The 15,166-nt window shown below is 40.5% G+C and carries 12 protein-coding genes; 5 read left to right on the top strand and 7 right to left on the bottom strand.

Annotated elements, in window-relative coordinates; translation table 11 throughout:
- Positions 1-45: 45 nt before the first annotated feature.
- Together AC1PJP_RS04210 and trhA are read right to left on the bottom strand one after the other, a co-directional pair.
- Positions 46-1,356, bottom strand: coding sequence for an MFS transporter (locus AC1PJP_RS04210; RefSeq protein WP_013196873.1), 1,311 nt, complete (start codon positions 1,354-1,356; stop codon positions 46-48).
- Positions 1,357-1,490: 134 nt separating this feature from the next.
- Positions 1,491-2,132, bottom strand: a complete 642-nt coding sequence (trhA, locus tag AC1PJP_RS04205) for a PAQR family membrane homeostasis protein TrhA (protein ID WP_199987472.1) — start codon at positions 2,130-2,132, stop codon at positions 1,491-1,493.
- Between the two features lie 127 nt (positions 2,133-2,259).
- Between trhA and AC1PJP_RS04200 the strand changes: the two genes are divergently transcribed.
- Together AC1PJP_RS04200 and AC1PJP_RS04195 are read left to right on the top strand one after the other, a co-directional pair.
- The gene (locus AC1PJP_RS04200; protein ID WP_199987473.1) at positions 2,260-3,471 is read left to right on the top strand and encodes a class I SAM-dependent methyltransferase; all 1,212 of its coding nucleotides are present in this window, start codon (positions 2,260-2,262) and stop codon (positions 3,469-3,471) included.
- 12 nt (positions 3,472-3,483) lie between these two features.
- Entirely contained in the window at positions 3,484-3,903 is a 420-nt protein-coding gene (locus tag AC1PJP_RS04195; RefSeq protein ID WP_199987474.1) for a GNAT family N-acetyltransferase, read from the top strand.
- A gap of 29 nt (positions 3,904-3,932) precedes the next feature.
- Here AC1PJP_RS04195 and AC1PJP_RS04190 read toward each other — a convergent pair whose 3' ends face one another.
- From AC1PJP_RS04190 to AC1PJP_RS04170, 5 genes are all read right to left on the bottom strand, one after another.
- Positions 3,933-4,793: a patatin-like phospholipase family protein gene (locus tag AC1PJP_RS04190; protein ID WP_107881254.1), complete on the bottom strand. Its 861-nt coding sequence runs from the start codon at positions 4,791-4,793 to the stop codon at positions 3,933-3,935.
- Positions 4,794-4,808: 15 nt separating this feature from the next.
- The gene (locus AC1PJP_RS04185; RefSeq protein WP_086399651.1) at positions 4,809-5,063 is read right to left on the bottom strand and encodes a hypothetical protein; all 255 of its coding nucleotides are present in this window, start codon (positions 5,061-5,063) and stop codon (positions 4,809-4,811) included.
- A 164-nt stretch (positions 5,064-5,227) separates the two neighbouring features.
- Complete coding sequence (locus AC1PJP_RS04180) at positions 5,228-7,363, bottom strand: 3-hydroxyacyl-CoA dehydrogenase NAD-binding domain-containing protein (protein WP_479766570.1); 2,136 nt, start codon at positions 7,361-7,363, stop codon at positions 5,228-5,230.
- An 18-nt stretch (positions 7,364-7,381) separates the two neighbouring features.
- Positions 7,382-8,587, bottom strand: a complete 1,206-nt coding sequence (locus tag AC1PJP_RS04175) for an acetyl-CoA C-acetyltransferase (protein WP_416716646.1) — start codon at positions 8,585-8,587, stop codon at positions 7,382-7,384.
- A 171-nt stretch (positions 8,588-8,758) separates the two neighbouring features.
- Complete coding sequence (locus AC1PJP_RS04170) at positions 8,759-9,769, bottom strand: AraC family transcriptional regulator (RefSeq protein ID WP_004789200.1); 1,011 nt, start codon at positions 9,767-9,769, stop codon at positions 8,759-8,761.
- Between the two features lie 210 nt (positions 9,770-9,979).
- On the opposite strand from AC1PJP_RS04170, the gene AC1PJP_RS04165 reads away from it, so the two are divergent.
- From AC1PJP_RS04165 to AC1PJP_RS04155, 3 genes are all read left to right on the top strand, one after another.
- The gene (locus tag AC1PJP_RS04165) at positions 9,980-11,098 is read left to right on the top strand and encodes a CaiB/BaiF CoA transferase family protein (RefSeq protein WP_440206427.1); all 1,119 of its coding nucleotides are present in this window, start codon (positions 9,980-9,982) and stop codon (positions 11,096-11,098) included.
- A 155-nt stretch (positions 11,099-11,253) separates the two neighbouring features.
- On the top strand, positions 11,254-12,486 hold the full coding sequence (locus AC1PJP_RS04160) for a carbohydrate porin (protein ID WP_081399253.1): 1,233 nt from the start codon (positions 11,254-11,256) through the stop codon (positions 12,484-12,486).
- A 173-nt stretch (positions 12,487-12,659) separates the two neighbouring features.
- A complete protein-coding gene (locus AC1PJP_RS04155) occupies positions 12,660-15,065 on the top strand; it encodes a glucose/quinate/shikimate family membrane-bound PQQ-dependent dehydrogenase (protein WP_107881251.1) in 2,406 nt (801 codons plus the stop codon).
- The last annotated feature ends 101 nt before the right edge of the window (positions 15,066-15,166 follow it).

Raw genomic sequence — 15,166 nt, 5'->3', positions numbered from 1 at the left:
CGGTTCAATTTTGAACCGGCTTTTTTATATAAGAATTTCTAATTTTTAGATCTGATTATTCACATCATCATTTTTTGTTTCACGAATGAGTAAGAATGCGATGAGTGATAAAAGGGATGCCGCAGTCAGATAATAACCAACTGCATATAAACCATAAGTTTCAGCAAGTTTAGTTGCAATAAGTGGCGCAAATGATGCACCAAAAATGCCTGCTAAGTTAAATGTTAATGCCGAACCTGTATAACGAACTGATGTTGGGAAAAGTTCAGAAAGAACTGTACCAATCGGACCATAGGTCAATCCCATAATCGCCAAGCCAGTACATAAGAAAAGGAAGACGATTAAGGTATTTCCAGACTCTAACATACTAGAGAAGAACAAGCCGAAAATCGCAGCAGCAATACAGACGCCAATAGAGGTTGTTTTACGACCAAATTTTTCTGCAAAAATAGCTGATAGAGGAATGAATGCAGCAAAGCAAAGGGTTGCAAAGAGTTGAAGTTCTAAGAATTCACCACGTGCATAGCCAAGCTTTGTGGTTCCCCAGTTTAAGGCAAAGACGGTAGTAAGATAGAACACGACAAACGTACAGATTGCTGCAATCGTACCAAGAATCAGCTTACCCGTATGTTTAGTGATAACTTCTTTAAATGGAATATTAACTTCTTTTTGCTTATCTAAAACTTTTTGGAATGCTGGAGTTTCATGTAGTTTTAAACGGATATATAAGCCCACAATCACTAATACAGCACTTGCAATAAATGGAATACGCCAACCCCATTGCATGAATGCTTGCTCAGGAATAGTTGCGCTCAATAATAAAAATGAACCTGTTGCCAAAATAAAACCAATTGGAGCACCAAGCTGTGGGAACATGCCATACCATGCTCTTTTACCTTCAGGGGCATTTTCAGTCGCGAGTAATACTGCACCGCTCCATTCACCACCTAAGCCTAGCCCTTGTCCTAAACGGCATACAGCCAATAGTAGGGGTGCGAAGATTCCGATGTGTGCATAGGTAGGAAGTAAACCAATACATACGGTTGAAATACCCATGGTGAGTAAAGCTGCAACCAATGTGGCTTTCCGACCAATACGGTCTCCTAAATGTCCAAATATTGCTGCACCGATGGGGCGGGCAATAAAGGCAATTGCGAAGGTTGCTAAAGATTGTAAGACTGCGGCGCTGCCACTACTAGCAGGGAAAAACAAGTGAGGAAAAATAATAACGGCAGCAGTTGCATAGATATAAAAGTCGAAGAACTCAATAGTGGTACCGACTAAGCTTGCAAACAAAACCCGTGTTTTTGAATTAGTGGCTACTGCCGGAGCAGCAGTCGCAGAGGTTGAATCCATATAAAACCTTATATCAGTTAAAATTTATTTTTAATTTACTATTCCTTTTAAAGACGTATTTTTTCTAAAAGAATAGCGTGAAAGAACATCATCCATGACTCTTTCAGGATCACTGAATAAGAGTGAAAAATGAACTAAACTATGTACCAATAGATAGCAAGAAAATGTGCTCCTGCACCTAAAAGCACAAAAATGTGCCAGATCGCATGGGTATATCTTACCTTTTTTAATGCGTAAAACAATGCTCCAACCGTATAAGCTAAGCCGCCAATGATTAAGAAAATCAATGCGTCTTTACTTAAATAAGTGCGCATGTCATCCATTACAAACACAGCAAGCCATCCCATTAAAATATAAGCTAGCAAAGAAATTTTTTGAAAACGATGAATAAAAACTAACTTGAAAAGTGTACCAATTGCAGCGATGCTCCAGAGTGCAATCAACAGATAGTGAGCTTTTGTAGTAGGAATTGCGATGCTTAAGAAGGGGGTATACGTTCCAGCAATTAAATAATAAATAGCTGTATGGTCAAGTTTCTTATACCAGTAGCGTAGATTTTGTGTTTGAGCAAAGTGGTAAAGTGTAGAGCTGGTGAAAACCAGAATGAGACTAAATGAATATACCCATAAACCCACCCATTGAGCAGTTGAAAGATAAGATCCCTTTATAATTAAAAAGATAGAAGCTATAACTGCCATAATAATACCAGCCCCATGGCTGTAGGCATTAAATAGTTCTTCTTTTGGATCGTAAGTTTCCAACATAGATTTACTCATAAGTTTAATTTTTTTGATTAAAAATACGAATGTATAGAAATACAAAACAGTCGTAAAGTTATTTTATTTTTAATCCTAGACCCTTTAAACTTCTATCTTATATGAGTCTTCATTTTTAGGTATATCCGTGTCGGTTTTCTCCTTTGAGCAAGAACAGCAATTCTTTCATGAAATCAAGCAAATGCTTGACCAACAAGCTTTTGAGCGTTTGATCTTGAGCCAATATAAAGGAGAGTTGGCTCAGCTGGAAAAAATTACTTTCCGCGTTGTAGAGCTACATGGACAAAAACAGCTTTCAGCTTTATACCATCATACTACCCAAGATGTGACAAAAAATTATTCATTTGAAGAAGGCTTGCAACAGATTGAGCAATTGATCATTCAGTGTAAACAAGCAAACTTATTTTCGACTACTCAAGAAATTCAACTTAAAAAAAATAAGAAAAAAGCCCTCTTAAATATGGGTAAAAAGCAGGCAGTAAATGCGACGCAAACGGTTCAGACTCATGATCGCGAAAAGCAACGCTATGTACAGCAGGGCAATGCGTTTTTAAAAGAGCTTGGTATTACCGATGAAAAAGGCCAAATCATTCCAAGCATGGCGCGTAAATGGAAACAGATTAATAAATTTATTGAAATCTTTGCGAGTGCTTATGAGCAAATTGATGCATCTCAACAAGAGTTACGGATTGTAGATTTTGGTTCTGGTAAGGGTTATTTAACTTTTGCGTTATATGATTATTTGCAAGAGCAGCAAAAAACACCATTGATCACTGGAGTTGAATTGCGCCCGAATCTGGTTGAGTTTTGCCAGAATGTTGCAGACAAAGTGCATTTTAACCACTTAGACTTTTTTGAAGGTGACGTCCGTAGTTATCAGCCAGAAAAACTGGACGTTATGATTGCCTTACACGCCTGTGATATTGCAACAGACTTTGCCATTCATACTGGAATTCGTTTAAACGCTTCGATGATTATGTGCGCGCCGTGTTGTCACAAAGAGTTACGCCCACAATTACATAGTCCTGAAGTTTTACAACCAATGCTACAGTTTGGTATTCATGCGGGGCAACAAGCCGAGATGCTAACCGATACGTTACGTGCGTTACTTTTAAAAGCGTATGGCTATGAAACTAAAGTTTTTGAGTTTGTATCGCTTGAACATACCAGCAAAAACAAAATGATTTTGGCGACGAAACGCAAAAACGTTTCTGAACCTGATGCCAAGATTATGGCTCAAATCCAAGCATTGAAAGAAATGTACGGTATTAAAAAACAGACTTTGGAATTGTTGTTACAAGATCAGTTGCCGATCGAAAATATTGGCTGCAAGTGCTAGGACGGTGAGCGGATGTATAAAATTATAGCGGGTGGTTGGGAACAGCTCGAGAAAGATGCGAAATACATCCGTGAACAAGTCTTTATTCAAGAACAGGGAATTGCGCCTGAAGATGAGTGGGATGACTTGGATGCCACAGTTTTACATTTTATTGTTTATGACAAAGAGCAGCCTATCGCTACAGCACGTCTGTTACCACAGCATAGCGTAGGGCGTGTTGCTGTTTTAGTGCCTTATCGAAAGCAGGGTATCGGTAAAATTTTAATGCAGCATATTATTGACTATGCGCACCATCATAAACTGCCTTATTTAAAGCTTTCTGCGCAAACTTATGTGACAGCTTTTTACGAAGCTTTAGGTTTTCAGGTGCAAGGTGAGATTTACCAAGATTGTGGTATTCCACATATTGATATGATTTTAGAATTAACTTGAGACTTCTTTTTAGAAATCTCAAGTTGGATTTATTTCATTGCATTCCAGCTTTCAATTGCTTGTAGCCCTGTTTCTAAGCCGACTTCATAGCTATAACGAAGCTTTTTCGGGTTAGTAGTTAAACGACCAGCCATATTTTTAAGAGGGGGTGGACAAACTTCTAAAATTTGCTGTTCTGGATTTTCACCACGAACAAAATCGACCGAAGCGTTATAACGAGCACAACGGCTACGTAAGCTGTTTGCAAAACCATAATGATGTTTAAATGCATATTTCGCGAGGAATTGATCGCCTCGACTACTCGCCTTAAAGTAATTTTTCGGACGTGTGCGTAAAACCAATAGTTTTTTTACATCACTTTGCTGCGCCGTCCAGCGAACGGGTAGAGCATCTGCAACACCACCATCAAAATAAGGTTCCCCCATAATGTCGACGGGATGACGCGTTAAAACTGGAATTGAGCTAGAAGCACGAAGTGCATTTAGCAAATTATCTTTACCAGCACGGAGATATTCCGCATGACCTGTTTTGGCATGCGTCAACACCATATAAAAATCAGGATTTTTGGCAAAAAGACTCTGTTGGTCAAGCGGGTGCTCTTGCTCACCAATTTCCCACATCCATTTTAAATCAAGTAAATCACCGCCTTTGAAAAAGCGTTTGTAATCGATGAATTCAGGACGAAGTGAGTGATCAACATAAAACGTTAGAGTGCGGCCTTGCTGGCCTGCCAAGTAGTTAGCCACATTGGTTGAACCAGACGATACACCAACGTATAAGTCAAAAGGATTGAACTGCTGTTGTAAAAATGAGTCAAGTACACCACTGGTAAAGGCACCACGCATGCCTCCACCCTCTACAACCAATGCGTTGCGGGAAAGATCTGTCATTTGAAAAATATCTGATTACTGAGTTGAGTGCTTATGTTCTTGCATATCCATTCCAGGCATATCGTCATGTTGCGCGTGTTGCTCTGTAGAATGTTCAGCTTTTTGTTGCATTTGCTCTTGTTGTGCTTTGCGCTGTGCTCCTGGCATGTAGTCAGGTTCATTACTCATTGCTAAATAGAAAAAGCCAAGGAAAATCGCACTTAAAACACCAACGATCAGAACAAATTTCCAGCCTAGAACTGCTGACTCGGAAGAATTTTTATCGGACATAAGGATTTCTCGAATGTGCTGTAGAAGCACAAAAATGAAGTCTATTTATAGCATATTTAGGTGTGAGGCTGAAATCTTAAAGGTCATAAAGAAAAACCCATATAAATAAAATATATTTATATGGGCAAGGTTTATGCAGTTTTTAAATATTTAATAAGTCTAAGTTATTGAATATTTTGTTTCTGCTCAGCTTTGGTTTTTAGTAATGCTGGCGGTGTGAAGCGTTCACCATATTTAGCAGCTAACTCTTCAGCTCGTTTTTGTGCTTTATCAGTGCCGTATTGATTCAGGAATTGAATTGCTCCACCCGTCCAAGGTGCATAACCAATCCCAAAGATAGAACCGACATTGGCATCAATTACAGACTCCAACACACCTTCTTCATAACAACGTAAGGTATCTAGTGCCTGTACAAACAGAATGCGATCAATCATGTCTTGTTCAGAAATATCATGATCTTTTTGCCAACGGTTCAAGCCTTCCCAGAGATGCTTTTTGCCATTTTCCGGATAGTCATAGAAACCAGCTCCAGCTGCTTTACCTTTACGGTTTAACTCATGAATCATGGTGTGAACCACTTCATCTACAGAAGTTTTAGGTAAATCTTTTCCTTCAGCTTGCAGGGCTTTACGTGCTTCACTTGCAACATGTTCAGTTAAGGTTAAAGACACTTCATCTTGAATAGCGAGTGGGCCAACTGGCATACCAGCTTTAAGGGCAGCCATTTCAATACGTGCTGGGTGGACGCCTTCTGCAAGCAAACGCATACCTTCTTGAATGAATGTACCAAACACGCGACTGGTAAAGAAACCACGGCTATCATTGACAACAATCGGTGTTTTTCCAATTTGTTGTACAAAGTCGTAGGCTTTAGCAAGAGTCTCTGCGGAGGTGTTTTTACCTTTAATAATCTCGACTAACTGCATTTTGTCGACAGGGCTAAAGAAGTGCAGACCGATAAAAGCTTTATCATCCTTACTTGCTTGAGCTAAACCTGTAATTGGCAGGGTTGAGGTGTTGGATGCCATTACGCCATTAGGCGCTAAATATTGTTCAGCTTCTTGAGTGACTTTGGCTTTGAGTTCTTGATTTTCAAATACCGCTTCAATAATTAAGTCACAGCCTTGAAGATCTTGAGCTGACGCTGTAGCCGTAATGAGCGATAAAACATGATCACGTTTTTCTGCAGTCATACGGCCTTGTGAAACACGTTTATCAAGAAGCTTTTGTGAATATGCTTTGCCTTTCTCCGCATTTTCAACAGATACATCTTTAAGTACAACAGGAATGCCTTTAATTGCAGTTGAATAAGCAATGCCAGCACCCATCATGCCAGCACCCAACACACCAACTTTAGTGGCTTGCCATTTTGCAACGTCGGCAGGGCGGCTCGCACCAGACTTAATTGCATTTAGACCGTGCCAGAAAGTGCCGATCATATTTTTAGAGATTTGGCCTGTTGTAAGCTGAGTAAAGTAGCGAGACTCAATACGCAGTGCAGTATCTACATCGACTTGAGCACCTTCAACTGCGGCAGCCATAATCGCTTCAGGGGCAGGGTAACAGCCTTTAGTTTTGTCTCTTAACATGGCTGGGGCAATTGCAAGAACTTGTGCAACTGCTGGCGTTTTTGGATCACCACCCGGGATTTTGTAGCCTTTTACATCAAAAGGCTGCTGAGATTTTGGATTTGCTTTGATCCAAGCAATTGCTTTATCTAAAAGCTCTTGTTCATTTTCAGCAGTATCGTGAATTAAACCTAAAGATTTTGCTTTATCAACACCGAACTGTTTGCCTTCCATTAAGAAAGGAAATGCATTTTGAAGCCCAAGCAGACGTACCATGCGCACAATACCGCCGCCACCCGGTAACAAACCTAAAGTGACTTCTGGTAGGCCAAATTTACTTTTCGCGTCATTGATTGCAATACGGTGATGGCAACTTAATGCGATTTCCCAACCACCGCCAAGTGCAGTGCCATTTAATGCAGCAACAACTGGAATTCCTAGGGTTTCAATTGTACGTAAATGACCTTTTAGCTTTTCAACCATATTAAAAAAGTCAGTCGCATGTTCAGGTTGAACTTGAATTAGCTCATCTAGGTCACCGCCTGCAAAGAAAGTTTTCTTAGCTGAGCGGAAAATAACACCTGAAAGTTCTGTTTCTGATTTAAGTTTCTGAGTCGCCTCATCAAGCGAGTCACGAAACTCGGCATTCATGGTGTTCGCAGATTGACCTGTTGAATCAAGCGTTAAAATGACAATATTGTCGGCATTTTTTTCGTATTGAATTGCACTCATCTTTTATATCCCTAATTTTTATACGCGTTCAATAATGGTGGCAATACCCATCCCACCGCCAACACAGAGCGTCGCTAAACCGCGCTTTTTATCTTGTCGTTCAAGCTCATCAAGTAGTGTGCCTAAAATCATGGCACCTGTTGCTCCTAACGGATGGCCTAAAGCAATCGCACCGCCATTTACGTTGACTTTTTCAGCAGGGACGTTGAGCTCATTAATAAAACGCATTACAACTGCCGCGAATGCTTCATTGACTTCAAATAGGTCAATATCATCAATCGTGAGGCCAGCTTTTTCTAAAGCTTTACGTGCAGCAGGAGCAGGGCCAGTCAGCATGATGGTTGGGTCAGTACCGACTAATGCAGTCGCCAAAACTTTAGCGCGTGGTTTTAAATTTTGTTCTTTGACGGCCTTTTCAGAAGCTAATAAAACTACAGCTGCTCCATCGACAATACCTGATGAATTACCTGCGTGATGAACATGATTTATTTTTTGTGCTTCTGGATATTTTTGTAAAGCAACTGCATCAAAACCCATTTGCCCCATCATTTCAAAACTTGGGTTGAGCTTCGTTAGTCCTTCGAGTGTGGTATTGCCTTTAATAAACTCATCTTTATCTAAAATCACCACGCCTGCGTGATCTTTTACTGGTACGACTGAGTGATTGAAATAACCATTTGATTGAGCCGCTGCCGCTTTTTGTTGTGACTTTACAGCGAAATTATCTACATCTTCTCGGCTATAGCCATCTAGGGTTGCAATGAGGTCGGCGCCAATGCCTTGTGGAACAAATGATGCCTTAAGATTTGTTTCAGGGTCTAGCGCCCATGGTCCACCATCGGAACCCATTGGAATGCGCGACATTGATTCAACGCCACCAGCAACCACTAAATCCTCCCAACCAGAACGGACTTTCATGGCTGCCATGTTGACTGCTTCTAAGCCTGAAGCACAAAAACGATTGATTTGAACTCCAGCAACATCATCATTCCACCCAGCTGCAATGGCTGCAGTTTTGGCAATGTCACCGCCTTGATCACCAATAGGAGTTACACAGCCCAAAACAATGTCGTCGACTTTAGATGTATCGAGTTGATGGCGCTGCTGTAATTCATTTAATAAAGTGGTGAGTAAGGTAATTGGTTTTACTTCATAAAGAGAGCCGTCTTTTTTTCCTTTTCCGCGTGGGGTGCGAATGGCATCAATAATATAAGCCTCGCTCATAACAGTTCCTTTTTTATTGCTTAAAATTTATTTGTGTTTTGAGTGTACTGGTTTTAATAGCGAGTGCAATGACGATAAGCGCACCAGTCAGGTGATGATTTTTGCCAATAGAAATACAAAAAAGCCCAAGTTGAACTTGGGCTAAATGTGAAACTTAAATAGATTAAAGAATTAGTGGTAACCGTGTAGCTGGCGATATAGGCCCGGGGTTACACCCGTCCACTTTTTAAATGCGCGGTGGAACGTACTGGTTTCACTAAAACCAACTTGTTGAGCAACGTCTTCAAGTGTTAATTCGGGATTGAGTAATAAGTGAATTGCAGCATCTCGGCGTAAGGCATCTTTTACGCCTTGATAGCTTTTACCTTCGGCAGCTAAGCGACGACGTAAGGTTTGCGGAGATAAATACAACATTGATGCAACGTCATTAAGCGTTGGCATTTCTTCACCAATCTGGCTTTTGAGTACTTCACGAATACGAGAAGTTAGCGAGTTGGTATTTTTGAATTTTACTAAAAGCTGAGCAGGTGCCGCTTTTAAGAATTCTTCTAGCGTTTTTTCATCTTGGCGGATTGGCAAATCAAGATAATCCGCCGCAAAGGTAATCTCAGTACGCGGTGCATCAAACTGCATGACTGGTGCAAAAAATAATGCATCATATTCATCTGCATGTGCAGGACGTGGGTAGCTAAAATGAACACGCTCTAATGGCAAACGGCGTTCAATGAGCCATGATGCTAGACCGTGCCAAATCATAAGCATACTTTCGGTAATGAAATGATCTGGATCTAAAGTTTTTGGGATGAGTGGGACTAGACGTGCTTCATGCTTGTCACGCTCTAGGCTGACAGACCATTCATCACCAAATAATTTGTAAAATTGAGATGAAAGTTCAAGGGCTTGGCCCAATGTTTTTGCGTGAATAATCAACTGACACATAATGGCAAAAGTGCCCAGACGACGTGGTTGTACGTCAAATCCAACGTGTTCATCCTGTGTGACCATCCACAACATTTTTATAAAACGAGTGTATTGTTCTGGTGAGATTCGAGCTTTAGGTTGACGTAATAATTCCGCTTCAATGCCCACATGTGAAAGGAGCATTTCAACATCCATGCCAAGGCGCTTTACGCCTGTCAAAGCCGCATTCACGAAGTGGATGCTAATCGTATCGCGACTCATATTGAATCCTTCAGTCTCTTTGATGTTCACTTTAAATTGACCTAAATGACCGTCTAAAAAAATAAATTGGCGATTTACAACAGAGTAAAAGCACTTTTTACATGTTAAATTGCCGAAATGATCAAGGTAAATGGCTGAACATGACATTGTTTTAGAATATTTGCTTAACTAATATAAAAGAAAATATGAATAATAGTGGTTAAAAAAACGATGACGACAGCATTAAATGGACTTAAAGTTCTCGATTTCTCGACACTCTTACCAGGACCTTTTGCCACAATGTATTTAGCCGATATGGGGGCAGAAGTCATCCATATCGAATCTCCATCGCGTCCAGATTTAATTCGGATCATGCCGCCCTATGCAAATGGGCAAGCAACGGCACATAGTTATTTAAACCGAAATAAACAGTCAATTGTTCTTGATTTAAAAGATCCAGTGAGTATTGAATTAATTAAAGCCAAAATTTCCGAGTTTGATATTGTCATAGAGCAGTTTCGACCTGACGTCATGCGCCGTCTAGGATTAGATTATTCAACACTTGCCGAAATTAATCCGCGCTTAATTTACTGCTCAATTACAGGTTATGGACAAACAGGAAGCTATAAAGATAGAGCAGGGCATGACATTAACTATTTAGCTTTAGCCGGTATTGCTGGGTATAGCGGCCGACAAGACAGTGGTCCACCGCCACTCGGTATTCAAGTTGCAGATATTGCAGGTGGTTCACTTCATGCCGTTATTGCTATTTTAGCGGCGGTGGTTGAACGCGGGCGTAGTGGTATGGGGCAATATATTGATATTTCCATGACCGATTGTGTTGCTAGCTTAAATAGTATGGCTGCATCAGCCACACTCGCTGCACAAGTCGAGCAGGCTCCAGAGCATGGAATGCTCAATGGTGGGATTTTCTATGACTATTATATGACCCAAGATGATCGTTATCTTTCAATTGGTAGTCTTGAACCACAATTTATGTCAGGGTTATCCATAGCGCTTGATCTGCCCCTATTATTACAAAAGGGCGCTTCATTAGATGCCGAAGATCGGAAAGAAGTTAAACAAGCCATTCAAGAAAAAATTAAAAGCAAAACATTTAAAGAGTGGCATGAAATTTTTGCAAACCTTGATGTATGTGTAGAACCTGTTTTAAGTCTCACTGAGTCATTAAACTCGCCCTTAGCACAACAACGTGGATGGATTGTGGATGTTCCTTTGCAGAATAATACGGCAGATACAGAACCACAGTTGGCTTGCCCAATTAAGTTTTCAAGATCAAAAATGAGATATTCCTTTATAGGTCAAAAACTTGGTGAAGGGCAATGGTAAAGAGGTGAGGCCATTTCTTAGACACAGTGTATTAAGATTATTATTAGATTAATCAATTGATTAACATTTTGAATAATTTCTTTACATAAAATTAGCGTACCCTTTATAAACAAAGACATAAAAGGTATGTAAACATGAAAACACATAAATCCTTGATGGCTTCCTGTTTATCCGTTTTATCAATTACTCTTTTCATACAGCACGCACAAGCTGCTGCTGCATTCGACCCAAATAGTCCGTGGATGTTGGGTGATTGGAACGGTCAACGCACCGCGTTACAAGCACAAGGTTATGATTTTTCTTTTGGATATACCGGCGAATACGCCGGTATTTTAGATTCAAAAAATACATCAACGCATGGTAGTGCTTATACGGGGCAACTTGCTTTAGGAACTCATTTTGATTTAAACAAAATTTTAGGGTGGCAAGATACAGAAGCTCAAATCACATTAACTTATCGTGATGGGCAATCACTTTCTGAACATTCACCAGCTTTAGCGGGGCACTTAAGCTCGGTACAAGAAGTGTGGGGGCGTGAGCAAACTTGGCGTTTAACCGATTTGTGGATTAAGAAAAAATTTCTTGATCAGAAGTTAGATGTGAAAGTCGGTCGTTTTGGTGAAGGTGAAGACTTTAATAGTTTTGACTGTGATTTCCAGAACTTGGCGCTTTGTGGTTCGCAGGTTGGTAACTGGGTTGGTGATCAGTGGTATAACTGGCCAGTCAGCCAATGGGCAATGCGTGTTAAATATAACTTGCAACCCGATCTATATACCCAAGTTGGTGTATATGAATATAACCCAGAAAATTTGGACCGAGGCAAAGGTTTTAACCTAAGCACTGATGGTTCACATGGGGCAATTATTCCTGCTGAAGTAGTTTGGTCACCTAAATTAGGCGCTCAAAGTATGGCTGGTGAATACCGTTTAGGATATTACTACAGCACTGCTGATGCCGAAGAAATTACAAATAAGGCTCAAACATCTCATAAGCAAGGTGTATGGGTAACTGCAAAACAAAAATTATTCCAGCCTGCTGATCAAACAGACCGTGGTTTGACTGGATTTGTGAATCTGACGTTCCACGACTCTGATACCAACAAAATTGATAACATGCAAAATGTAGGCTTAGTCTATAAAGGTTTGCTCAATCAACGTCCTCAAGATGAGTTGGCATTAGGTGTTGCACGTATCCATATCAACGATGATTGGAATGATGTCCAAAATAAAGAATACGACACTGAATACAATACCGAGCTTTACTACGGTATTCATGCGACAAACTGGCTAACTATCCGTCCAAATGTGCAATATGTCCGTCATGTTGGTGCATTAAAAAATGGTGATAACACTTGGGTAGGCGGTATTAAATTTTCAACTGCATTCTAAGCGTAATTACTCTGAAAACGGATTGTCGAGGGCTAAATCATTGATTGAATAATCCTGACCTTCCGTTTTTTCTTTATGCCTGAGTTTTGTTTTAGATGTATCGATAGGCCGATTTTTGATGAAAAGCTTGGCCTATCTTTCCGATAAAAATGATGATTGATAAGAGGTGGTTTATGACTCAACCTACTTCAAGATCAGGTTTAACGACTTTTACCGTAATTATTATTGGGTTATTAGCGTTATTCCTGTTAATTGGAGGTATTTGGCTCGCTACATTAGGCGGTTCAATTTACTATATTATTACTGGTGTATTACTCCTGATTGTTGCATGGCAACTCTATAAGCGCGCATCTACAGCATTGTGGGTGTACGCTGCTTTAATGCTAGGTACCATTATTTGGGGTGTCTGGGAAGTTGGAACAGACTTCTGGGCGCTTGCACCTCGTTTAGATATTTTAGGTATTCTTGGTTTATGGTTATTGGTTCCAGCCGTAACTCGTGGAATCAGCAACCTTGGATCAAGTAAAGTTGCCTTATCTTCAACTCTAGCAATTGCAATTTTGTTGATGGTCTATTCGATTTTCAACGATCCGCAAGAAATTAATGGTGAAATCAAGACACCTCAACCAGAAACTGCTCAAGCAGTTCCAGGTGTAGCAGAGAGTGACTGGCCAGCGTATGGTCGTACTCAGGCAGGTGTACGTTATTCTCCGTTAAAGCAGATTAATGATCAAAACGTAAAAGATTTGAAAGTTGCTTGGACTTTACGTACTGGCGATCTTAAAACGGGTAATGATTCTGGCGAAACGACCAATCAGGTTACACCGATTAAAATCGGTAATAACATGTTTATCTGTACTGCTCACCAGCAATTAATTTCAATTGATCCTGCGACAGGTAAAGAAAAATGGCGTTTTGATCCGAAGCTTAAAACGGATAAATCGTTCCAACATTTAACTTGCCGTGGTGTGATGTACTACGATGCAAATAACACAACTGAGTTTGCAACGAGTCTTCAAAGCAAGAAATCTGACTCTACACAATGTCCGCGTAAAGTCTTTGTTCCTGTAAATGATGGTCGTTTAGTTGCGGTGAATGCTGACACTGGTAAAGCATGTACCGACTTTGGTAAAAATGGTGAAGTGAACTTGCAAGAGTTTATGCCATATGCTTACCCAGGTGGTTACAACCCAACATCTCCTGGTATCGTGACTGGGTCAACAGTTGTTATTGCTGGTTCGGTAACCGATAACTACTCAAATAAAGAACCATCTGGTGTAATTCGTGGATACGACGTTAACACTGGTAAACTCCTTTGGGTATTTGATACTGGCGCAGCAGATCCAAATGCAATGCCAGGCGAAGGTACGAATTTCGTTCATAACTCACCAAATGCATGGGCTCCTTTAGCATACGATGCCAAACTTGATATCGTTTATGTTCCAACAGGTGTAGGTACTCCAGATATCTGGGGGGGCGACCGTACCGAGTTGAAAGAGCGTTATGCAAACTCGATGTTAGCGATTAATGCTTCAACTGGTAAATTAGTGTGGAACTTCCAGACAACCCACCATGACTTATGGGATATGGACGTACCATCACAACCATCTTTAGCTGATATCAAAAACAAAGCTGGCCAAACTGTTCCTGCAATCTATGTATTGACTAAAACAGGTAATGCCTTTGTTCTTGATCGTCGTAATGGTCAACCAATTGTTCCTGTAACTGAGAAACCAGTTCCACAAACAGTTAAACGTGGACCACAAACTAAAGGCGAGCATTATTCAAAAACTCAGCCATTCTCTGACTTGAACTTAGCTCCACAAGATAAATTGACTGATAAAGATATGTGGGGTGCCACTATGCTTGATCAGCTCATGTGTCGTGTATCTTTCAAACGTCTAAATTACGATGGTATTTATACTCCACCATCTGAAAACGGTACTTTAGTTTTCCCTGGTAACTTAGGTGTGTTTGAATGGGGCGGCATGTCAGTTAACCCTGACCGTCAAGTTGCTGTGATGAACCCGATTGGTTTGCCATTCGTAAGTCGTTTAATTCCTGCCGATCCAAACCGTGCACAAACTGCAAAAGGTGCGGGAACTGAGCAGGGCGTACAACCGATGTACGGCGTACCTTATGGTGTTGAAATTAGCGCATTCTTATCTCCGCTTGGTTTACCTTGTAAACAACCAGCTTGGGGATATGTAGCTGGCGTTGATTTGAAAACTCATGAAGTGGTATGGAAAAAACGTATTGGTACAATTCGTGACAGCTTACCGAACTTGTTCCAGTTACCAGCTGTGAAAATTGGTGTACCTGGTTTAGGTGGTTCAATTTCTACTGCCGGTAATGTTATGTTTGTTGGTGCAACTCAAGATAACTACTTACGTGCATTTAACGTTACTAACGGTAAGAAACTTTGGGAAGCGCGTTTGCCAGCGGGTGGACAAGCAACACCAATGACTTATGAAATCAATGGTAAGCAATATGTTGTGATCATGGCTGGTGGTCATGGTTCATTTGGTACAAAAATGGGCGACTATTTAGTGGCCTATGCCTTACCAGATAACAAATAAAAAGCTTTCATAGAAAGGGCCTGGATTTATCCGGGCTTTTTTATGTCGATTTATATTAAAGCTTATCAATAAAACCGTTATTAAATATGCAAAAAAAGCAT

The organism is Acinetobacter sp. V116_7 (assembly GCF_056735735.1).
The sequence above is the reverse complement of the archived record's forward strand: the minus strand, read 5'-3'. Positions and strand labels throughout refer to the sequence as shown.